This is a genomic window from Intestinimonas sp. MSJ-38, from assembly GCF_018917925.1.
Classification (GTDB): domain Bacteria; phylum Bacillota; class Clostridia; order Oscillospirales; family Butyricicoccaceae; genus Pseudobutyricicoccus.
This window is the reverse complement of the sequence record NZ_JAHLPO010000003.1, coordinates 151,543-172,963: the sequence shown is the minus strand read 5'-3', so window position 1 is coordinate 172,963 and position 21,421 is coordinate 151,543. Positions and strand designations below refer to the sequence as shown.

Annotated in this window: 15 protein-coding genes and 3 tRNA genes; 5 read left to right on the top strand and 13 right to left on the bottom strand. The window is 56.7% G+C overall.

Annotation, left to right across the window (positions count from 1 at the left end; translation table 11 throughout):
• Positions 1 to 140 precede the first annotated feature (140 nt).
• Entirely contained in the window at positions 141 to 1,505 is a 1,365-nt protein-coding gene (locus tag KQI26_RS03435) for an MATE family efflux transporter (RefSeq protein ID WP_216503214.1), read from the top strand.
• A 184-nt stretch (positions 1,506 to 1,689) separates the two neighbouring features.
• On the opposite strand, the gene KQI26_RS03430 is transcribed toward KQI26_RS03435, so the two are convergent.
• The 6 genes from KQI26_RS03430 to KQI26_RS03405 form a co-directional block, all read right to left on the bottom strand.
• Positions 1,690 to 2,817, bottom strand: coding sequence for an S-layer homology domain-containing protein (locus KQI26_RS03430; protein WP_253292654.1), 1,128 nt, complete (start codon positions 2,815 to 2,817; stop codon positions 1,690 to 1,692).
• Positions 2,818 to 2,877: 60 nt separating this feature from the next.
• Positions 2,878 to 3,780 carry a CorA family divalent cation transporter gene (locus KQI26_RS03425; RefSeq protein WP_216503212.1) on the bottom strand — a complete coding sequence of 301 codons (903 nt, stop codon included), beginning with the start codon at positions 3,778 to 3,780 and terminating at the stop codon, positions 2,878 to 2,880.
• A 13-nt stretch (positions 3,781 to 3,793) separates the two neighbouring features.
• Positions 3,794 to 5,086: a branched-chain amino acid transport system II carrier protein gene (gene brnQ / locus KQI26_RS03420; RefSeq protein ID WP_216503211.1), complete on the bottom strand. Its 1,293-nt coding sequence runs from the start codon at positions 5,084 to 5,086 to the stop codon at positions 3,794 to 3,796.
• A gap of 201 nt (positions 5,087 to 5,287) precedes the next feature.
• The gene (locus KQI26_RS03415) at positions 5,288 to 6,706 is read right to left on the bottom strand and encodes a diguanylate cyclase (protein ID WP_216503210.1); all 1,419 of its coding nucleotides are present in this window, start codon (positions 6,704 to 6,706) and stop codon (positions 5,288 to 5,290) included.
• A gap of 38 nt (positions 6,707 to 6,744) precedes the next feature.
• The gene (locus tag KQI26_RS03410) at positions 6,745 to 7,413 is read right to left on the bottom strand and encodes a PilZ domain-containing protein (RefSeq protein WP_216503209.1); all 669 of its coding nucleotides are present in this window, start codon (positions 7,411 to 7,413) and stop codon (positions 6,745 to 6,747) included.
• A 23-nt stretch (positions 7,414 to 7,436) separates the two neighbouring features.
• Complete coding sequence (locus KQI26_RS03405; RefSeq protein ID WP_216503208.1) at positions 7,437 to 10,553, bottom strand: EAL domain-containing protein; 3,117 nt, start codon at positions 10,551 to 10,553, stop codon at positions 7,437 to 7,439.
• Between the two features lie 235 nt (positions 10,554 to 10,788).
• Between KQI26_RS03405 and KQI26_RS03400 the strand changes: the two genes are divergently transcribed.
• Positions 10,789 to 11,040 (top strand): alpha/beta-type small acid-soluble spore protein, encoded by a 252-nt coding sequence (locus KQI26_RS03400; RefSeq protein ID WP_118747718.1) that lies wholly within the window; start codon positions 10,789 to 10,791, stop codon positions 11,038 to 11,040.
• Between the two features lie 117 nt (positions 11,041 to 11,157).
• On the opposite strand, the gene KQI26_RS03395 is transcribed toward KQI26_RS03400, so the two are convergent.
• Positions 11,158 to 12,498, bottom strand: coding sequence for a triacylglycerol lipase (locus KQI26_RS03395; protein ID WP_216503207.1), 1,341 nt, complete (start codon positions 12,496 to 12,498; stop codon positions 11,158 to 11,160).
• Positions 12,499 to 12,642: 144 nt separating this feature from the next.
• Between KQI26_RS03395 and KQI26_RS03390 the strand changes: the two genes are divergently transcribed.
• Positions 12,643 to 13,803, top strand: coding sequence for a MalY/PatB family protein (locus tag KQI26_RS03390; RefSeq protein WP_216503206.1), 1,161 nt, complete (start codon positions 12,643 to 12,645; stop codon positions 13,801 to 13,803).
• A gap of 324 nt (positions 13,804 to 14,127) precedes the next feature.
• A complete protein-coding gene (locus KQI26_RS03385; RefSeq protein WP_216503205.1) occupies positions 14,128 to 14,571 on the top strand; it encodes a cupin domain-containing protein in 444 nt (147 codons plus the stop codon).
• Between the two features lie 16 nt (positions 14,572 to 14,587).
• Here the strand turns inward: KQI26_RS03385 and KQI26_RS03380 are convergent, their stop codons facing one another.
• The 6 genes from KQI26_RS03380 to KQI26_RS03355 form a co-directional block, all read right to left on the bottom strand.
• The gene (locus KQI26_RS03380) at positions 14,588 to 14,731 is read right to left on the bottom strand and encodes a hypothetical protein (RefSeq protein ID WP_216503204.1); all 144 of its coding nucleotides are present in this window, start codon (positions 14,729 to 14,731) and stop codon (positions 14,588 to 14,590) included.
• A gap of 126 nt (positions 14,732 to 14,857) precedes the next feature.
• Positions 14,858 to 16,450: a GGDEF domain-containing protein gene (locus tag KQI26_RS03375; RefSeq protein WP_216503203.1), complete on the bottom strand. Its 1,593-nt coding sequence runs from the start codon at positions 16,448 to 16,450 to the stop codon at positions 14,858 to 14,860.
• A 706-nt stretch (positions 16,451 to 17,156) separates the two neighbouring features.
• Positions 17,157 to 17,232: transfer RNA gene (locus KQI26_RS03370), tRNA-Thr, on the bottom strand.
• Between the two features lie 5 nt (positions 17,233 to 17,237).
• Positions 17,238 to 17,314, bottom strand: a tRNA-Asp gene (locus tag KQI26_RS03365).
• Positions 17,315 to 17,317: 3 nt separating this feature from the next.
• A tRNA-Trp gene (locus KQI26_RS03360) sits at positions 17,318 to 17,393 on the bottom strand.
• A 160-nt stretch (positions 17,394 to 17,553) separates the two neighbouring features.
• Positions 17,554 to 18,402 (bottom strand): pyridoxamine kinase, encoded by an 849-nt coding sequence (locus KQI26_RS03355; protein ID WP_177614345.1) that lies wholly within the window; start codon positions 18,400 to 18,402, stop codon positions 17,554 to 17,556.
• 124 nt (positions 18,403 to 18,526) lie between these two features.
• On the opposite strand from KQI26_RS03355, the gene KQI26_RS03350 reads away from it, so the two are divergent.
• Entirely contained in the window at positions 18,527 to 21,334 is a 2,808-nt protein-coding gene (locus KQI26_RS03350; RefSeq protein ID WP_216503202.1) for an N-acetylmuramoyl-L-alanine amidase, read from the top strand.
• Positions 21,335 to 21,421: the final 87 nt, after the last annotated feature.

The following is a 21,421-nucleotide window of genomic DNA, read 5'->3' as shown; positions in this document are numbered from 1 at the left end:
ATCTGCCCCAGTCGGCCCCTGTTTTCCCCCTGGCCAACGGCCTCTCCCCCGATGCTTTCAGCGCCTAGTCAAGGGGAGAGAACTATGGTAGAATGAGGAGGTGTGAGAATCCGGAAGAGAAGAGAAAGAGAGAGTGATGTATGCTGCATGTTTTCCGTCAACCCCGGCAGTTTTACCGGGAGCTATTGCATCTGGCTCTGCCCATTGCCTTGCAGAACCTGATCAACTATTCCCTGGCCCTGGCCGACACCATGATGCTGGGAGCGGTGGGGCAAAATGAGATCGCCGGAGCCTCGGTGGTCAATTCCTCCTTTTTTGTCATCATGCTCATGGTCTTTGGCTTTCAAAGCGGGGCCAGCGTGCTCATCAGCCAATATTATGGCAAGGGTGACCACAAAACGGTGAGCCGTGTGATGGGCATCTCCTTCTTTGCCGCCTTCACTCTGGTCACTGCCTTTTCCCTGTTTGCCTTCTTCTTCCCCCAGGTGCTGGTGGGGATCTTCACCAATGACCCGGCGGCGGCGGAATTGGGCATCCGGTATATGCGCATTGTGGCCTGGGCCTACCCCATCAACATCTTCACCCAGGTCTATGTGGGGGCCCAGCGGAGCATGGGCAATGCCAAGCTGGGACTTTACATCTATTCTTCCGCCATGGTCATCAATACCTTTTTGAACTATGTGCTTATTTTCGGCAAATTCGGCGCACCCAAACTGGGCATGGAGGGCGCTGCCATCGCCACTGTCACGGCCCGGTGCGTGGAACTGCTTTTCACTTTGATCTATTGTGCCCGCTGCCGTCATTTCCGTCTGGATCTTTCCTGCGCTATGCGGCCAGGCAAAACACTCACCCGGGATTTTGTCCACTATGCCACTCCGGTGGTGGTCAATGAGACCCTGTGGGGCCTGGGCACCTCCCTGCTCCCCGCCATTTATGGCCGGATGGGCACCGATGTGCTGGCCGCCGTCACCATCTCCCGGAATGTGGAAAACATCGCCAATGTCTTTGCCTTCGGCGTGGCCGGAGCTGCGGCCGTGCTCATCGGCCGGGAGCTGGGAGCCGGGAAAACCGAAGGGGTCTATTCCATGGGCAAGACCCTTCTGGCAGTAGCACTGTGCAGCGGTTTTGCCGCCTGTGCTCTGCTGCTGATCGCCTCCCAGGTGGTGACTCCCTTCTTCAATATCCCGGAAAGCACCAAGGATATCGCCGCGGCCATCATCGCCTTCTATGCTCTGCGGGCCATTCCCATGCAGTTCAACACCACCTGTGTAGTGGGCGTGCTTCGGGGCGGCGGCGATACCCGGGCGGCCATGTATATCGACATCGGCCCGCTGTGGATCTGGTGTCTCCCGGCCACTGCCCTGCTGGCTCTGGTGTTCCATCTGCCCATCATCCTGGTGCTCCTGCCCTGTCTGGTGGAGGATGCCGTCAAGATGATCTGGGGCCTGCTCCGTTTCCGCTCCCGCACCTGGGTGCGCAATATCACCCGCTCTACCGCAGCGTGACAACCTGCGACCGAATTGCACACAACAAGCCGTAGTGCGATTGCTTCGCATGGCAGCGCAATGTGACTGTCCCGCCACAAGTTCCTGAGGCTCTCCCCCTCGTCTGTATTCTGCCTTAATAAAAAAGAGATGCCCTCTGAAGGGTATCTCTTTTTTCATTCAATATATCTCGTCTCCTTTCCCTCTACGAGGGCACATTCTGCCGGGCCTGGTCATACTGGGCCTGGGTGACGGCGCCGGTGGCAATGAGTTTGCTCACCAAAGTCACATCGGAGTTTTTCAAAGCGGCGGACAGGCTGCGCCACAGCACAAAGGCGGCCTGATCCCGGCGGAAAATCCCCCGCTGGATGGTCTCCATCTCGCTTTGGGTCAGAATCCCGGTCTGCACCATCATCACCCGATCGGTGCTGTTCCACACAAAATCTCCCAGTTTGTCGCTGTAACCCAGCGCCCGGAGCACATAGGTATACATAGTGGCCGCATTGCAGGGCTGGTTGGGTGCAAACTCTGTGGCCGATACCCCGTTGGTATAGCCCATATGCACCGCATAGGCCACATACCGGTTGGCAGCCTGCCATCCGGTGATATCGGTAAAGGGATGACTCCCCTCATAAGAGAGGGCGGCCTGCTCCTCACCCAGCAGCCGGATGAGCATAATCAGACATTCCAGCCGGGTGGGCTCCCGCTCCAGCTCAAAGCCCACATCGGTGCCCTTGAACAGCCCCATCACGCTGAGGGCCTGGGCGTAAGCCAGGTGCTGGACCTGGTAGCCATCCACCGTATCCTGGGAGGTTGCGGCCCCATCCAGCAGCTGCACCCGGGCGGTATCCGATGTGATACGGATGCCGCTCTGGTCATTCTGCGGGATCATATAATAGATGTTCCGGGCGATCACCCAGCCTCCAGGCCGGGTGCCTCCCGCGGTGACATTCACCACTTCGGTGCCGGTGACTTCCGCCGTGCCTTCCCGCATGACGAACCCGGCCCCCAAAGGCCCTGTCACAGTATCGCCCTTATTCAGTTCCACGATCCGGCCTTTTTCTCCCACCTGGGCCAAAACCGCATCCAGCAGCGGCCCTGCCGCCTGGGAGAGCAAGGCATCTTCGGTCTCCTGGGTCTTTTCTTCCAGATAGGCATTGGCCTTTTGCTCCAGGCTGGCAGCCTTCTGCCGGGCCTTTTCCGAAACGGTGTCCAGATACTCTTTCCGCAACACCGACAGTGTCACAAGACTCTCTCCGCCTCCGGCGGCCAGCACCGCCACCGAAAGCAAAAAAGCCAAAACCAGGGCTGTGCCCCGGCGCATCCATTTCATCAAAAAAGGTCCCCCTTTTCCCATCAATACTTCGATTATACCGGAAAAGGGGGAGTAAAGTCAAAAAAACTTTTTCTTTATGAAAAAAGCCACTTCCAGCGCCACAAGGGCTCCGGCCACCACGATCAGGGCCAGATAACCATAACGCCATTGAAGCTCGGGCATTCGGGCAAAATTCATCCCATACCAGCCGGTGAGCAGCGTGAGAGGGAGAAACAAAGTGGTGACCACGGTGAGCAGCCCCATCACCCGATTTTGCCGGGCATCCTGAAGGGCCTGGAACAATTCCCGCAGCTGCAGCAGATCTTCCCGCAGCAGCCCCACATGATCCTGAAGCCTCTGGGCGTGGGCGATGAATTTTTCCCACAGTTCCTCCTCACTGCCCTCCTGGAATTGCTCTCCCGCGGCAGTGAGCTGGGTATAATAGGCTCCCAGCCGGGACAGCTTGCGCCGGTACCGGGCCAGGGCCCGAAGAAAGGTATTGGGATCGGCCTTTTCCATGGAGCCTTCCAGCTCCTCCAGCTTTTCCTCCAGCTGGGACAGGCGCAGCAGATCCTCTCCCATCAGCCCTTCCAGCAATTCCCGCAGCAGATGTTCCGGGCTTTGCAGCTGGCGCAGCGCAGGCAGACGGCCTTCCACCCAGCCTTTCACATCCCCTTCTTCTCCAATGAGCACCAGCCTGTCCGGCAGGAGACAGAACCCCATCCCCAGACGGAAAGCGCCGGCCTTCTCTATCTCCGGCACCCGCAGCACCCCGGTCAGGCAGTCGCCTGCCCACTCGACTTTGCAGCAGCGGCTGGGGCCCCGGCCGCCCAGGGGTTCCTCCCCTTTCAGGTAGTCCCCTCGTTTTTGTTTCCACTCTTCCCGATCCATAAGCAGCAGAAAAGGGGAAGGCTCACCCTTCCCCTCAGACTTCCGGAGTCTCCGGCGGCCTTCCTCTTCCACTTTCACATAACAATCCATTTTCTTTGAGCTCCTATTCCCCGGCCGCTTCCTGGCGTTTCACCCCTCGGTTTTTGCCCAGCAAAGCGCCCAACAATCCGCAAATGGCCGCAGGCAGCACCCAGCCGAAGCCCAGAGAGGACAACGGCAGCTTCATGACAAAATCCAGCGAGGGGATGTACCCGGACAGCACCTCCAGAAGGCTGATGACAAAGGCCCCGGCGGTGGCAAACTGGAAAACCCAGTCGTTGTGAATCTTCTTGTCGAAAAAGCTGAGGACCACCAGGGTGAGCACAGCGGGATAAACCACCGTCAGGATGGGGCTGGAGAAGCTGACAATGGTGTCGATGCCGAAATTGGACACCGCGGCACTGAACACACAGATGATGGTGACAAAAGCGCTGTAACTCACCTTTCCCCGGGTCAAACCGGAGAAATAGCTGGCCGCCGCCGAAGTGAGGCCGATGGCGGTGGTAAGGCAGGCCAGAGCCACCACAATGGCCAGCAGAATCAGGCCGCCGTGGCCCATGGTGGTTTCCATGATGCGGATGAGCAGCGCGGTCTGGCCGATGCTTTGCTCATAGACCCCCGAACCGGTGGCTCCCAGATAGGCCAGGCCGCCATAGACGATGGTCAGGCCCACAGCGGCCACAATGCCGGAAAACATCGTGACCCGCAGGGCATTTTTTCCTTCATAATGCCGCTCTTTCAGAGTGGCCGTGATGAGCACCGTAAAGATGATGGCTCCAAACATATCCATGGTCTGGTATCCGGCTTTCAAGCCCTCGGCAAAGACGGCCGAAGCGCCGGTGTCCACCACCGATCCCACCGGGTTTGTAATGCCCCGGATGATCATCACCAGAAGGGCTATGTACAAAGCAGGGGTGAGGAATTTGCCGATGATATCGATGACCTTGGAAGGCCGGACGGTGAGCAGGAACACCAGAGCGAAAAACACCAGGGCAAAGGGCACCCGGGCCTCGGTGTTCAGCAGCGGGGCCACGCCCAGCTCAAAGGTGCTGGCGGCGGTGCGGGGAATGGCCATCAAAGGCCCCAGGCACAGGAAGACACTGACCCCCAGCAAGGTGGAGGCCCAGGAGCCCACACGGCGGGTGATGCCCTCCAAAGAACCGGTGCCCCGGATCATGGCCAGGATGGTGAGAAGGGCCAATCCGGCATCGGCAAAGGTAAAGCTCAAAAAGCCCACGGCCCATTGGGAGCCGGTCTGGAGGCCCAGTTTGGGAGGAAAGATCATGTTCCCCGCTCCGAAAAACATGGCGAAGAGGGCAAAACCAATGACCAAAATGTCCTTTTGCTGCTTTTTCACGCTAAAACTCCTCTCTATGGGGGCGCTCCCCCGCTCCATGAAAAATCCGGCCCCGGGGAAAACCTCCTGGGCCGGATCGGGAAAGATCCTGGAAGTATTTTAACACTTTTTCCCGGCTCGCCGCAACAGCGGGAACCGATGTTATAACATATTTCCGTATAACTTCCTGAAAGCTTTGTGCACATTGCCCAGTTTTCGCCATCAAACTGCACAGAAGTCCCGGAATATTTCAGCGGGCGACAGCTGAATACGGCCCTTACCTTTCTGCTTCACCTGGTAGAGCACCTGGTCGGCCCTTTTGTAAAGCTGGGCAAAAGTCATGGGCTGGTCCCCGTAAACCCCACCGGCCGAAATAGTAGAATGGGCCAAAGGCCAACACTCTTCCATTTTGCGCACATAGCAGCAGAGCAGCTTTTGCAGCTTTTCCCGTGTCTCTTCCACCTGGGAGGATGCACCCACAAAAATGATGAATTCATCCCCACCCAGACGGCAGACCACAGCGGGCTCAGGGAAAAGCGCCTCCATCTCCCCAGCTGCATATTGCAGGGCCCGATCCCCTTGATCGTGGCCATAGCTGTCATTGACCTGCTTGAAATTGTCCAGATCGATCATCACAAACAGATAATCCGGCTTTTCCTGCAGCATCCGGCTGATCTGTTCTTCTCCCCCTTTCCGGTTCCGTACCCCGGTGAGAAAATCCAAAGCCAGTTCTTTTTCCAGGTGGTTTTTGGTGTTCACCTGCTGGGAGATATCAATGACGACGCTGATGATGGCCCCCCGGCCTTCTCCGTCCACCGTCTTCCGGCCAATGTCATGGACCCAGATGCAGCTGCCATCTTTCCGGCACAAGCGGTACTGGATCTCGTATTGTTCCCCGGTGCGGAAGCTGTTGTTCACCGCATTGACCACAAACTCCCGGTCCTCCGGATGAACCACCGACAGCATCAGCCCGCCGGTTTCTTCCATCAGCTGAGGGAAGCTGTCATATCCCATCATCCGCAGCATCTTCTGGTTGGCCACATAAAAAGGGAACCCCTCTTCGGCATAGGAGCCCACGATGCCGCCGGGCATCACCTGGGAGACGATCCGCTGCAGCTCCTGCCCCACCTGGCGGCTGAGCTGCGCCCCTTCTTCCGCCAAACGGAAGTAAAAGATCTCTCCCTCCTCCTGTCTGCGGCTGGCCTCCGACAGATGCACCCCGTCGATCACATACCGGCTGGCGTCCCCCTCTCCTTCCCGGTGGAGGGTCGCACTCATGCGCACCCGGTAAGTGGCTTCCTCTCCCTGGGGAGATATGGTCCACACTTCCATATGGGCAAAGCACACATGGAATCCTGGGGCGACAGTATTCTGCTCCCAGCCTTCCAAACGGAAATAAACCGGTTCCGGCAAGATCTGCCGCTCCTGGCGGAACATCTGGCGAAACTCTTCCCGGCCGATGGCCACCTCCGATTCCCTGATGCCGATGCCGTGGAACCGCGGGGAAAGATAGGAAAGCGCTTCCTCCTCATCCCCCATGGTCAGATAGCTTTGGAAAAAGCCATAGATGGTTTCAAACACATCTCCTTCGCCCTGCAGCTGCATCAGCAGCAATTCTTTCTCTTTTTCCTTGTCCGACATAAGGGCCTCCCCTTCCCGTTCCCTGAGTTCTCCTCGATCTAGCGTCCCCGCGTTTTCTGAAGCTCTGCCGCCTGTATGGCAAACACTTCCTGAAACAATTTCTCCTCGGCCTTGGGGGACAACTCCACCCACTGGCATCCGTAAAAGCGCAGATCCTCCTGGGTGGGGCCCTTCCGGGCCACCCGGCACTTCAGCTGATGCTCCGGTCCGCCGGGGCGGAAACGCTGGTGGGAAAACTCCAGCAGATCCCCCACCTCATAATCCTGGCGGCAGGTGATGGCCACACCGGTGGCGCTGATGTCCACCACGGTACACCGATGGCCGGCTTTCTGACCATTGACCCGTTCCACCGACCCGGCCCGACCCACATTCTGACGGAAATAGGCCCGGCTTTCGTTTTTCTTCACGGCTGTGAACACATCCAGCACCAGGAATTCCCGGCTCCACTGGCTCACCTGCCCCTCCACCACTCCCAGGGTATCATTGTTCAGAGGGACATGGAGCTTGAGAGGTGTGGAAGCCACCAGAAACCCTTCCATCTCGTCCCCATCATACCGTTCCAACACCAATTGGTCCTGGTGATCGTCGTGGGAACTGAGCTTCCCCAAAAACAAAAATAGATTGTGATGGGAAAATACAGTGCATCGTTTCCCGGTGACCTCCTTGAGCAAGGAGCCTTTTTTTAGCCCCAGATCTGCATCAAACATGGATTGATCTCCTTTCCTCCGGCCTACATTTCCACTGGCTCAGGCGCCGATTTCTCCTGATTTTTTTGCTCCTGGGCCAAAAGGCCGTAAAGGGAGTCCACTTCCATGGGCCGATGATAATAATAGCCCTGAATCATATCGCATCCGGCCTCCTGGATCAGGCCGTTCTGTTCTTCGGTCTCCACTCCTTCCATGCACACCTTTTTGCCAAAACGGTGGCAGGCGTACACAATACTGGAGATGAAGTCGCTTTTTTTCTCCGACTCGATCATTTCCCCCAGCAGGGACCGATCCAGCTTGATGATGGCCGAGGGATACTGGAGCAGCATCCGCAGCGAGGAATAGCCGCTTCCAAAATCGTCCAGCGCCATGCGGATGCCCATTTTCTCACAGGCCTCCACAAAATGATACAGCTTTTCCGGCTGCTCATCCATGGAGCTTTCGGTCATTTCGGCCACCAGATGTTCCCCGCTCACCTGGTATTTTTCCAAGGTGTCCCGCATGAAGTCCAGGAAAGTATCGTCCTCCATCTGATGAAGGCTCACATTAAAGGTGAGATAGAAATCCGGCCGATAGGCCACCAGGCGCATACAGGTGCATACCGCCTGTTCAAAGACCCAGCGTCCCACCAGATGGATTATCTTTTCCTTTTCCAGCATGGGCACGAAAATGGCAGGAGACACATCTTTCCCCTCAAAATTCCATCGCAGCAGCACTTCGCCGCCGATGGCCTCCCCGGTGTAGGCCGATACTACCGGCTGCACCACGATCCGGAAATTCACCATTCCCTGCAGCACATCCCGGCTGAGGGCCAGGGCCATGTTGGACATATGGCGCATTTTCTGGATGCTGACATCGGAATATTCCACCAGCATGTGGGAAGTATCTTGTTTGGCCACCCGGCTGAGGGAGACCAGCTGTTCCAGAAAATCAGCAGGCATCAAGGAGCCCTGAGGATAATCCATCAGTGCAAAGGAACTGGGCGTGCGCACCGAAATGCCCATCAGCCGATAGCCTTCGGTGATCACCTGGCGAATCTCTCCGGCCAGCTGCCAGGGACTTTCCTGGCACTGGGGATCGATGACGGCGGCGCAGCGCATCCCTTCCAGACGGTAAAATGCCACCCGGTCGGACAGGCGATGGTTCAGCTCCCCGGCGATGGTGCTGATCAGATGATCGCTGAAACTGCGGCCCCGGGTGCTGTTGATCTCGGCAACATGGTTAAAGGCAAAGCCGATGGTGCGCAGCTTCTCCCCTTCGGCCTTGGCCCGGTCCAATCGGCTGAAAAAGGCCGATTCCCGGGGAAAATTGGTCACCGGGTCCACCACAAAAGCGGTATCCTGGTGGGTGATCCGGCCGGAGAAAAACAAAGGCCGTGTCTTGTCCTCGTTCCATTTCAGGATACCATAGCAGCGGACCCAGATATGCCGTCCATCCCGGCCCTTCACCTGGTAGCGCAGATCGTGGACTTCCCGCTTTTCCTGCAAAATGGACTTCAACTCTTTAAAATAAATCTCCCGGGCCTTTTCCTGGAGGATCCGATCGCCCCAGGCCTGGAGCAATCCGGGCACCACATTGCTTTCAAACCCGAATTCATCCCGCATATTGTCGGAAATATAAAACAGATCCTTCTGCATATCGCCAAAATAAAAATAGCTGGCGGTATTCTGCTGGGAGATGGAGCGGAACAAAAACTCCATATCGTGATAAGTGGTGCGCAGGAACTGATAAAACAGGCTGTCCGCCGTGCCCAGGGCCGGGCAGATGGTGGAAAGGCCCTGATCGCTCTCTTCTCTCTGAAAACCGTGGCGGGAGGTGACGGCGTGACGGCCGTTTTCTTTATAATATTCCCGTTTGTTTTCATACATGTTCTCATCGGCCCGCAGGATCAGCTCTTCCAGATCGCAGATCCCCTCGGCACAATAGGCATGGCCTATGGCCACAGGCCGGTGTCCTTCTTTGGCCGCCTGGCGCAGCCGGTCCACCTGGCTCTGGAATTCCTCTTCGGATACATCCTCCACCACAGCCACAAATTCATCGCCGCCGCTGCGATACACCCAAGGGGTTTCCATCACACCGGCAATCAACTGATAGCAATAGCGGATCAGCTCATCCCCGGCGTTGTGGCCCATGGTGTCGTTGGTCTGCTTCAAGCCGGTGATGTCACAATAGACCACACCCACATGGCCCTTTTTCCCCAGGCTGGCGCTGTGCTCAAACATGGCGTTGCGGTTATAAGCGCCGGTAAGGCTATCCTGGAAGCTGAGGGCATTGAGTTTACGCAGCAGGTCCCGGCGCCGAAGAAGTGTTGTGACAAAATAACCCAGCACTTTGAACAATGGGGGAATGAGGGAGACGGTTTCCTCATTGGGATTGTCCACTCCCAGAAACCCCACCACTTTCCCTTCATCCCAGATAGGGCCCTGCCCCAGGCTATGAATATCCTGGGGCTTCAAAATGGCATAGGCCGCCGGATGGGGAACACGGATGCTCTCCAGATCGGAAATGGTGACGATCTGGCCTTCTTCCATCAGATCAAACATCCACTGCACGCTTTGCACAGGTATATTCTGCAGGATATCCTTCTGATGGCTGACGCCCTCGGCACACCATTCATAGGTGTTGCTGACCGCAGAGCCATTGCGCTCAAACACATAAACCCGGTCACAGGAGAAGGCCTTACCGATATAGGCCAGCACCTTTTCCAAGGACCGTTCCGGATCTGTGGTGGTAAAAACCTGCTGGAAGCACTTGCTGAGAATGCTTTCGATGCGGGCATAATAATAAGGCGTTTTGCGCACCACTTCCCCATCAATATCAATGGCGATTTCGATGCGGTATTTTCTTCCTTCGTGTTCGAACATACTGTCTTTGATCAGATAGCGTTTGTTCAGAACCGGGTTTTTATAGGTCCAGGAGATCATCTGGCCAGGCTCCAGGGCGGCATTGGTGCAAAAAAAGCAGGGGGATTCGATGCCCTGAAGAACCTGATGGCATTTCTTGCCCAGATATTCTTTTTCGTGGGTATAGCCTAAGGATTCCCGCAAAAGCCGGTTCATATAGATGATCTCATAAGTCTCCGGATCGGAGATATAGACCAATTCATCCAGCTCTTCAAAAAATTCCAGCAAAAAGTTCATGGTATACCCTCTCTTTTCACCCCGGCGCTCATGGGCTCGCCATTTCTTTTCATTTCTTTTCAAAAAATTATATCACCTTGTGCCCATATCCTGCAAGTACGCCCGGAGAAAATTTCCTGTCCCTCAGCGGCCAGATGGCATTTTTTTCTTTTCATATTTTTTGCTCTTCCTCGCAAACTATGGCTGTAACCCCAAGCGAAAAAAACATTTTGAAATAAAAAAGGAGAGTTTGATTATGTCTAGCAATTCCAACATGAATTCCGCCGCCAAGGACGCTCTGTATGACTTCAAGATGGAAGCCGCCAAGGAAGTGGGCGTCAACCTGAAGCAGGGCTACAACGGTGATCTGACTTCCCGCCAGGCCGGCAGCGTGGGCGGCCAGATGGTCAAGAAGATGATCATGCACGCCGAAAACACCCTGGCCAGCAACCCCTCCTCTGTGATGAACACCCAGGTTCCCACCAGCCAGAACCCCCAGCAGTACTAATCCAGAACCTGGATTTGTACACCGTTTCCAGACCTGAGTGAAAAAGCAATCCCCGGCGCAGTCCTGCGCCGGGGATTCTTTGTTTCAATCGGAAATATGCAGACACCTGACCGCCCCTTAAAACCCCCGGGCTTTCAGATCTTTCACCAGCTCCACATAAAATTCCCGCACATCAAAACCGGGAATATTCTGCCGGTTCAAATCGATCATATCCCCATGGGACAGGCCCCGGAGGGAAGGGGATCGGGCCTGCTGAAACCGCTCCCCCCACTCCATGGCCTCCAGCGCCACCAGCCCGTCGTTGTTTTTTTCAAAAAAGCGCACCAGCAGCCAGCACAGATTCAGCGGGAAGGGTGCGCTGAAACAGTTCTTCATCTGGGAGCCCACGCTTTGGCAGAACACTTCCGGCGGCGGAGGGGTCTGCTCCCCCAGCTCCATGCACCGTTTGTGGGTCAGATCGGTGACGGCCGCCATGAAATCCGGATTTTCGTCCCCCAGCCGACGCAAAGCCCCATCATACCGCCGGGCCAGGAAACGGCAAAGAGACTTGGGCATCTTTTCCAGCAGCCAGTCCACAAAGGTGCAGCCTTCGTGGGGGGTGTTGATGGTGGTCAGGGAGGCCACATACGGGGCCATACCCAGCTGGCTCACCGCCCACCGGCTCTCCAGCCCGCCTTTGGAATGGGCGATGATATTCACCTTTTCGCTGCCCGTCTCCTGGCAGACCTCCAAAATCCGCTCTTTCAGCTGCTGGGCCGACTGAGGCGTGGCCGCTGCTGACTGCTGATTTCCATAAAAGATCTCCGCCCCGTTCCGCTTCAGCTCCCCAGGGATGCGTCCCCAATAATTGAAATACTTCCGGTCCCGGAAAAAGACCCCGTGCACCAGCAAAATGGGGTATTTGGTTTTGCATACCTCATTTTGGCGGCGCACCACATTCAGTTCCTGCTTGGCCGTTTCAAAATCATATTCCCGGCGCACCAGGCGGCATATCTTCCCGGCCAGAGCCAGATTCACAAAGGGCACCCACCAAAACAGCAGAAAGAGCACCCGCCATTTGATGCCCATCTGCACCGAGGTCAGATACATCCGCACAAAACCGCCCAAAGCCGCAAGACCGCACCACAAAAGCAGCACCAGCACATGAATGGTCACCGGCAGCCAGCCGACCTCCAGCCCCCGCCGGGGAAAAAGAGAGAACAGGCACCAGCCTCCGGCCAGCAGCCCCAGCGTCAGACAAAAAGCCGAAAGACGGGCCAGTCTGGCGCCGCCCAGCATGATATGCAGCCGGGAAAACAGGGGCTTTTCCCAGCAAGGAATAACATTCAGCCCCACAAACGCCAAAACGGCCAGGGCATACAGAGCGCAGAACAGCCCCCACCCAAACCCCCACAGGGCCTTGCAGATATCCAGCCCCGTGAGCACGGCCATCACCAGCAGCCCCAGCAGCATCTCCATATACCCATCCCTCCCTCATTTCTCCCAGTATATCCCCGCCCCTTTCCTCCGTCAACCCGGCAAATCTCACAACGCCACCTTGCGCAGAAAAGTGGGGAGTGATATGATAAAGATACTATCTTATGAAATAAAGGAGCGATGGGAATGGAAGAGATCAAATATGTGGATCGGGTCGGCACCGACTGCAGCAAATGGGACAGCATGGACGCCCGTTTTGGCGACAATGACCTGATGGCCCTGTGGGTGGCCGACATGGATTTCATGGCGGCCGAATGCGTGCGGAAAGCCGCCCGGGAGTATGCCGATTTCGGCATTTACGGCTACTACAAAGTGCCCGACGCCTATTATCAGAACTTCATCGATTGGGAAGAAAAATACCATCACTGCCACATTGAAAAACAGTGGCTCCGGTTTTCCCCCGGTGTGGTCTCCCCCATCAACTGGTATGTGAACATGAAGACCAAGCCCGGCGACGGCATCATCGTGCTCACGCCGGTTTACTATCCCTTCCTGGACGCCATCCGGGACAACGGCCGCCAGCTGATCTCCTGCGATCTTGTGCGGAAAGACAAGGTTTACCACATCGACTACGCCGACTTTGAAAAGAAGATCGTAGACAACAAGGTCAAGCTCTTCATTCTCTCCTCTCCCCACAATCCGGTGGGCCGGGTGTGGAAAAAGGAAGAGCTGGAGCAGCTGCTGGCCATCTGCCGCAAGCACCAGGTGTTCGTGGTGGCCGACGAGATCCATCACGACCTGATTATGCCTGGCTATGAACACACCGAAATTCTCAACATCCCCGGCTACACCGATATGCTGGTGGTGCTCACCGCCGGCTCCAAGACCTTCAACCTGGCCGGATGCAAAAACTCCTTCGTCATCCTCCCGGATGAAAAGCTCCGTCAGGAATACGATGACTTCCTTGCCGCTCTGCGCATCCGCGGCGGCAATGCCTTTGGTTATGTGGCGGTGGCCGCGGCCTTCGGCGGCGGACGCCCCTGGCTGGAAGGAGTCATTGACATCATCCACAAAAACGCCCAGTATGTAGAAGAAACCCTGGCCGAAAAGCTGCCGGAAGCGGTGGTCTCTCCCCTGGAAGGCACCTATCTCCAGTGGGTGGACCTGGGGGCCTATGTCAAGCCCAATGAAACCCAGGAGCTGATCCAGAACAAATGCCGTCTGGCCGTGGATTACGGCGAATGGTTCGGCGGCGAGCGTTTCGGCTCCTTCATCCGTCTGAACCTGGCCACCTCTCCCGAAAACATCAAGGAGGCCGTCAGCCGGATCGTCAAAAACATCGGCTGATCCTTTCTTCTCCCCAATACGCACAGCCCCCAGGCGGTACAAACCGTCTGGGGGCTCAGACTGTCGAAAAAGTGGCTTAGGCCACTTTTTCGAGTTTTTGCAAGGGGCCGTATGCACGCCTTTGGCGCACACTTGCCCCTTGAGAAGTGCAAAAAGCCACGCACAGGTCGCGGCTTTTTGCGGATTGATAGGGGTAGGGCGGACGACCCTTTTCGTTATATAGGTTTTTCGACAGTCTGGGGGCTATTTGCTTTATCGGGCCATGCACTTTCCGGTGAAAGACACATAGAATAGGATATCCATCACAAAAAAGGAGCCGATTCTATGAATCCTCACCACTTTTACCCAGGCCGCGGTGGCCCATGCAATGCAGATCACGGGCCAGGGGCCTTTGCCGCCAACATCGCAGCAGCAGCCGTACAAAACCGGAATTTCCGTACCGCCTTCTGGACGGGAGACTCTTTGCAGATGACCCTGATGCACATTCTCCCGCAAAGCGAAGTGGGGCTGGAGACTCACCCGGACACCGACCAATTCATCCGTGTGGAGCAGGGTCGGGCTCTGGTCTGCCTGGGAGACCGGCCGGAAAATCTGAACATACGCCGGTATCTGACCCCAGGCTGCGGCATTTTCATACCGGCCGGTCTTTGGCACAACATCCGCAATGCGGGTCCCTGTCCTCTGAAGCTATCCTCCATTTATGCGCCGCCCCATCATCCCCGGGGCACCGTCCATCCCACCAAAGCCGACGCCGCCCGGGATCATTGATGCTGGGCGGCCGGGATCAGTCCAGGGCAATGTCCTGCAGCAAAAAGGCGGTGAGGATCCCCGCCATACCTCCGCCGATCACGGCGGCTTCCACTTCCAGATCCCCCGTCAGGGGCTGACGCTGGGGAATGGTGCAGCTTTGAGACCAAATGGATTCCATCTTGTTCCTCCCTGTTCCCAATGATATGGAAGACGGCAGACAACCGCTTCCCGTTATCCTTTATTCTTCACAGAAGGAACCTTTCTTAAACACAACACCCGGAATTTACGCAGATGGCCCCGTCTCTTACGCTCTGTCCATTGTCACAGTTTCGCATTTCATCCGGGTCTTATTCTGATACATATTGGCATCGGCCTGGCGGAACATCTGCTCAATGGGGGCATCCTCACCCATGGCATATCCCACGGCCACCGACAGAGGGAAGGATCGTGTCAGATTCCTGCGGTCGATGCTCCGCTCCAATTCTCCCAGGGCTTTGTCCACCTCAGGCTGGGCGATATCTTGCAGCAGCACCACAAATTCATCGCCGCCCATGCGGTAACAGTGGCCCAGGGAATCAAAAACCGACAAAATACACTGGGCGGCCGTGCAGATCAGCTCGTCACCGGCCGAATGGCCCATGGTATCGTTGATCTGTTTCAGATTGTTGATGTCCAGAACAACACAGGCACAGGAGCCGGTGAGGACAGGAGACTGCCGGACCCGTTCCTCAAAGGCTGTACGGCTGCCAAGCTGGGTCATCAGATCGGTGTTGGCCATTTTCCGATAATAGCGCATCTGGGAGGATTTCACCATCTCCTGGTACACATAGCCAATGGAGACGGCCAACAGGGACACCACCAGCAGCAGGATACCCACGCTGAAATAGATGAGATAGGAATGTCTCCCCCACAAATAATAATCCAGGAATCCTGCGGCGCTGCAGCAGCCAACGGCGGCAAAACCGCCCAGCATCATCCCGGCCTCCCAACGGAGTTCCGAATGGAGCCAGGCCACCATGATGCGCAGCAGAGACAGGAGCGTCAACACCATCAACACATGGATCAGAGGCAGCATTTCATGGAACTGGGCCACGCCCAGAACCTGCAGCAGACCGCAGATACAAAGATCCAACAGCTGGAGCTGGTAAAGCAGGCGCAGCAGTCGGCTGTCTTCTTTCATCATGCTGCGGTAGAACTGGATCATAAAAAGAGGCATGGCCATAAAAGCATACATGGTCAATACATACATGATTGCACCGCTGACATGGATCATCTGGAGCACAGCCGAATCCATGGAGATCCACAGGCTCACATGGAGCACCAGCCCGCTGAGGTACCGCAAGGTCCGAAGGCGCTGGGCTCCAATGGCAACCCTGGCCCCCAGAGACAGCAGACCGATCAGGATGCCCAGCACCAGAAACAGCCCCGAAAAGAACAGGGTCGCCGCGTTTGTGTTGCGGTAATGCAGGATCAGATCGCTGTAATTGCCCACCTGGATCGTCAGTTCCTGTGAAGGGGATGATACAGTGAGAATACGCCCTTCCAGATCGGTGTCAGGCAGAGAGATCCAATGCACCACCCCGCCATGGTCAAAAGAGCCGGGGGTATATTCGTGCAAAAGCTCTCCGTCCAGATACACAGAGTAGGCATTCCGCTTGGTCACAATGGCGCAGACCGGCTGGCTCCAGCGCTCATCGGACAATACTTTCTGATAGATAACATCGGCCCCGTCTTCTCCGGGGCCATCCGGCTCGATTTCCACCAGCTGCTGATGCAATTCAGGCCGAGGCGGCACAGGAGAACGCAGAGCCAGAAAGAGCGCAGCACAAAAGCCCGCCACAGCCAAAACAATCAGAAAACAGGATATCGGAAAGGAATACTGGCGTATTTTGGACATAAAAAAACCTCCTGCTTTTCAAAGTACAAGCAGAATATTTGCTCGTAGAATAAATGCGCACCATGAGCACAATCTTTAGGGGCCTATGGATATCATAGCATAGGCCGGAAGCCCCAGCAAGCGCATTTCTTGCAAATAAGCGTGCGTTATTGTCGCACCCCGGCAAACAAAGCCGCTCTTTTTGTTTGAAATGAGCGGCTTTGGGCAGATGAATTGTTTCAGAAAACAACAAAAGGCCCAGATCTTTCGATCTGGGCCTTTGTGGAGCTGCCCAGCAGATTCGAACTGCCGGGTGCGCCTTCCTGAAAGGCGTACCCGTTTCTCATTTTAAAGCGCAAAACCTACGGTTTTGCAGAGGTCGGCCGTTCGGGATACAGCAAAAGGCCCAGATCTTTCGATCTGGGCCTTTGTGGAGCTGCCCAGCAGATTCGAACTGCCGGATGCGCCTTCCTGGAAGGCGTACCCGTTTCTCATTTTAAAGCGCAAAACCTACGGTTTTGCAGAGATCGGCCGTTCGGGATACAGCAAAAGGCCCAGATCTTTCAATCTGGGCCTTTGTGGAGCTGCCCAGCAGATTCGAACTGCCGGGTGCGCCTTCCTGGAAGGCGTACCCGTTTCTCATTTCAAAGCGCAAAACCTACGGTTTTGCAGAGGTCGGCCGTTCGGGATACAGCAAAAGGCCCAGATCTTTCGATCTGGGCCTTTGTGGAGCTGTTGAGCAGATTCGAACTGCCGACCTCGTCATTACCAATGACGTGCTCTGCCAACTGAGCTACAACAGCATATCTGGCGACCGTGAACGGGCTCGAACCGTCGACCTCTAGCGTGACAGGCTAGCGTTCTAACCAACTGAACTACACGGCCGTATGGCAGGGGCAGAAGGACTTGAACCCTCGGCACGTGGTTTTGGAGACCACTGCTCTACCAGCTGAGCTATACCCCTTTATCACTCGGCGCCTTCACCGCGGTTTCTTTCACCGTTACGACGCTCCCATAGTATAACGCCCTTTGTCCCATTTGTAAAGGGGTTTTTTGAAATTTTTTTATTTTTTTTGAAAAAACTTTTCCCGGCGGAGAAATCCCCTCCGCCGGGAGTTTTTTCCCTACCGGAGCTTTTCCCACAAAATGGGGAGCATCTCCTCCAGCAGCACGCCGTTGAGAGGGGGTGTGCCCGCCTTGTGGGTATGCTCCACACACCGGTAGACAAAGTCCACCGCCATCTGCACTCCCTCTTCCAGCCGGTCCCTTCCCCGGCGCAGCAAGGTCACCAGCAGCACCGAAGCAAACAGATCCCCGGTGCCGGGGAAATAGGCGTCCACCCGGGGACAATCGGCCAAACCCTGCTGGCCATCCCGGGTGAGGTACCGGGCGCCGATGCGGCCTTCCCCGGTTTCCACCCCGGTGATCACCGCCGCCTGACAGCCCATTTCCAAAAGCCCTTCCAGATACCGCTCCACCGGATGCTCCTCCCGCTTCCAGGCATCCGGTTCCTTGCCCAGCAGCATGGCGGCCTCGGTCAGGTTGGGGGTGACGATGTGGGCATGGGCACAATAGTCCCGCATCTGCCGGGCAAACTCTGCCCCGAAGGAACCGGCATAGGCCTTGCCGTTGTCCCCCATCACCGGGTCCACCAAAAACAGACAGCCGGGCCGGGCGCTTTTTTCCAGCAGCCGCAGCATCTGCTCTCCCTGGCTCACATGGCTCATATAGCCGCTGTACAATGCGTCAAAATCGCAGCCGATCCGCTGCCAGCTGTCAATGTACCCCGGCAGATCCTCGGTGAGATCCCGCACCGTCACCTGGGGATAGGCGGTGTGGGCCGAAAGCACCGACCCCACCACCGGACAGCACTGTACCCCAGCCGCCGAAGAAACGGCAATGGCCGTAGTCATGGACCCCCGCCCAAAACCGGAAATATCGTGAAGCGCCGCCAGGCGCAAATGTTCTCCCATGCAAAAACCTCCCATATATCTCTTTCGGCTTGTACTATTTTAGCACAAAGGCCCATAGGATGGATAGGAGCACACCGGGAAATTTTTTTGGTGCCACCGGAAGAACAAAAAGGAGGAATGTTTGATGCTTCTGCGCCGTTTTTGCTTTTGCGCTCTTTGCCTGCTGCTTTTTTGCGGTTTGCCCTGCCATGGCTCAGAGCTTTCGCTGCGTGGGGTGTTCGTCTCCACCGTTTCCAATCTGGACTTCCCCTCCTCCCCCGGCCTGTCTTCGGAGGAGATGAAGGGGGAACTGGACTCCATTTTGCAAAACGCCCGGAAAGCTGGACTGAACAGCATCTTCTTTCAGGTGCGGCCCTGTGCCGATGCCCTGTATCCGTCCTCCATCTTCCCTTACAGCCGCTATCTCACAGGAAAACAGGGCCAAGCCCCATTGGATGGCTTCGATCCCCTGGCCTATCTCACAGAGCAAGCCCATGAATATGGCATGGAGGTCCACGCCTGGATCAACCCTTACCGGGTGACCCAAGGGGTGCAGGGAGAAACCAAGGAAGCCTGCCTCCAAACCCTTGCGGAAACCCATCCGGCCCGGAAAGACCCCTCTCTGGTGATTTTTTACAACGGAGAACTGTATTTTGACCCGGCCCTGCCCCAGGTGCGCCAGCTGGTGGCCGATGGCGTACAGGAGATCCTGGAAAACTACCCGGTGGATGGTATCCATCTGGACGATTATTTTTACCCCGGCACGGATTTTGGAGACAACGCCTCCTACGCTCAATATGGACAAGGGGCCTCACTGGACGACTTCCGCCGCAGCAATGTGACCCAGCTGATCTCCCTGCTCCACGATACCATTGAGAAAACAAACCCCCAGGCTCAGTTTGGAGTTTCCCCTTTTGGCATCTGGGCCAACGCCTCCCAGCTGGAAGGAGGCAGCGGCACCGCCGGCACCCAAAGCTATTTCGCCCACTATGCCGACACCCGCCTTTGGGTACAGGAGGGGCTGCTGGACTATATCTCCCCCCAGCTCTATTGGTACCGTGGCCAGGAGGGTTCGGACTTCACTGCTCTGCTCCAGTGGTGGGAAAACACGGTGTCGGGCACCCAGTGCCAGCTGGTGCCCGCCCTGGCGGCCTACAAAGCCATGGGCGGAAACTCCGCCGCTCCCTGGCAGGGCTACGAGGAGATCCTGGGCCAGATCGATCTATTGCAAAACGGCAGCAGCCAGGGACTGATTCTGTTCCGCATGGGCTCCCTTTCCCCCATGACCGCCGCTTTGGGAGAGGTTCTGACCGAACCCGCCCCGGTGAGCGATGAGGAACCATCCGAGAAAGAGCCGGAAGGAGAAATCCCGCTAAAACTGTCCCAGCCCAAGGATCTGACCCGCACGGACTGTTCTTCTTATTATTTCTGCGGCATCTCCGATCCCAGCCAGCCCCTGACCATCAACGGCCAGCCGGTGCTTTCCCGAGGAAAAGACGGCAGCTTTGGGGTGCTGCTGTCCCTGGAGCCGGGTTTCAACACCTTCACCCTGGAAAATGGCCCCCATACCCTCACCTGCCGTCTGCTGCGCGGCCTGGCCGCTTCCTGCTGGGAGAAAGCGGCGCCCCTGGGAGATACCTATGTCTCGCCAGGACAGCAAGCCCTCCTGCGTCTGACGGCCCGACCAGGCGCCGCCGTTACCGCATTGTTTCTGGGAAAAAGCCAGCCCCTTTCCTGGCAAGGAGAGGATTACCAGGCCAGCATTTCTTTGCCTCAGGGAAAGGAGGATCAGGTGACCCGGTACGGCTCCCCCCTTTATGTGATCCGTCGGGGCAATTTCGTCACCGCCGCACTGGCCTCAGGAGGCTTTTACCAGACGGGAAAGCAACTATCCCTGTCCTTCCAGGTACAGACCGATCTGTGCGATATCTACCAATCCCCCGATTCCTCCCAAGGCTCCACCGGCATCCTGCGAGAAGGAATGACAGGGCCGGTGTCTGCCATCTCCCAGGGCTATGCCCAGGTGCCCGGTCTGGGGTATCTTTCACTCAACGACATCTCCCTTTCTACCGAAGAAGAAAACCGGGAGATCACCACCGCCTCGGTGTCTTCGGAAAAAGAAGAGACCCTGGTGTCCTTCCAAAGCGATGGCCCTCTGGCGGCCGACTGCACATGGGAGGATGGGATGCTGAAGGTGCGCTTCCCCGGGGTGAGCCGGGGAGCCTCCCTTTCCGGGGAACAGGTTGCCCGATCCCTATGCCAGGTGGAGGACGGGTGCCTGGTCTATTCCTTCACCTTGAAGGATATCAGCCCCTGGGGATTCTATTTTGAAAAAACAGACCAGGGTGCCACGCTCCATGTACGGAAAAAGCCCACTCCTGAGGAGGGGCTTTCGGGAGTACATATTCTGCTGGACGCCGGCCATGGCGGAAACCAGGAGGGTGCTGTGGGCTGCGACCCAAGCTGTGCAGAAAAGGATGTGAACCTGGATCTGTGTCAAGCGGTGGGGGAAAAGCTAGAGGAAATGGGGGCCACGGTATCCTATACCCGGGAAAAAGACGAAACCCTCAGTCCTCGACAGCGATTTGAGCAGTCTTTCCAGGAGATGCCCGACCTGTTTTTGTCCTTCCACTATGGCAGCGGTGCGCCGGATGAGGATCTGTCGGCCACAGGAGGTTTTTCGGCCTGCTGCCAAGGGGAGCTTCCCCAGTCCCTGGCCCAGGGCATCTGCCAAAGCGTGGAAAGCGCTGGCCGGGCGGCAAACCCGGCCCAAAGCGACAGTTTGCTCTATGTGTGCCGCCAGACCCATTGCCCCGCCATTTTATTAGAAAATGGATGCCTGACCAACCCCCAGGAGTTCGGCACCATCACCGACCCCCAAAACATCGACCAGACGGCCCAGGCCATCGCCCAGGCCGTGGCAGCCTCCTTCGCCTCTTCCAGCGATCGATAAAAAGAAGCAGCCCCCGGCGCAGACTGCGCCGGGGGCCTGTTTCTGTCGTTTTCCTTTCCAAGCCAAAGATATGGCCGTCCAGACACC

Coding starts and splice junctions, on each gene's coding strand:
- KQI26_RS03390 (WP_216503206.1), top strand. CDS start 12,643: ATGGAAGAGATCAAATATGTGGATCGGGTCGGCACCGACTGCAGCAAA.
- KQI26_RS03355 (WP_177614345.1), bottom strand. CDS start 18,402: ATGGGAGAACATTTGCGCCTGGCGGCGCTTCACGATATTTCCGGTTTT.
- KQI26_RS03385 (WP_216503205.1), top strand. CDS start 14,128: ATGAATCCTCACCACTTTTACCCAGGCCGCGGTGGCCCATGCAATGCA.
- KQI26_RS03425 (WP_216503212.1), bottom strand. CDS start 3,780: ATGGATTGTTATGTGAAAGTGGAAGAGGAAGGCCGCCGGAGACTCCGG.
- KQI26_RS03375 (WP_216503203.1), bottom strand. CDS start 16,450: ATGTCCAAAATACGCCAGTATTCCTTTCCGATATCCTGTTTTCTGATT.
- KQI26_RS03410 (WP_216503209.1), bottom strand. CDS start 7,413: ATGTTTGATGCAGATCTGGGGCTAAAAAAAGGCTCCTTGCTCAAGGAG.
- KQI26_RS03400 (WP_118747718.1), top strand. CDS start 10,789: ATGTCTAGCAATTCCAACATGAATTCCGCCGCCAAGGACGCTCTGTAT.
- KQI26_RS03405 (WP_216503208.1), bottom strand. CDS start 10,553: ATGAACTTTTTGCTGGAATTTTTTGAAGAGCTGGATGAATTGGTCTAT.
- KQI26_RS03395 (WP_216503207.1), bottom strand. CDS start 12,498: ATGGAGATGCTGCTGGGGCTGCTGGTGATGGCCGTGCTCACGGGGCTG.
- KQI26_RS03380 (WP_216503204.1), bottom strand. CDS start 14,731: ATGGAATCCATTTGGTCTCAAAGCTGCACCATTCCCCAGCGTCAGCCC.
- KQI26_RS03350 (WP_216503202.1), top strand. CDS start 18,527: ATGCTTCTGCGCCGTTTTTGCTTTTGCGCTCTTTGCCTGCTGCTTTTT.
- KQI26_RS03430 (WP_253292654.1), bottom strand. CDS start 2,817: ATGAAATGGATGCGCCGGGGCACAGCCCTGGTTTTGGCTTTTTTGCTT.
- KQI26_RS03435 (WP_216503214.1), top strand. CDS start 141: ATGCTGCATGTTTTCCGTCAACCCCGGCAGTTTTACCGGGAGCTATTG.
- KQI26_RS03415 (WP_216503210.1), bottom strand. CDS start 6,706: ATGTCGGACAAGGAAAAAGAGAAAGAATTGCTGCTGATGCAGCTGCAG.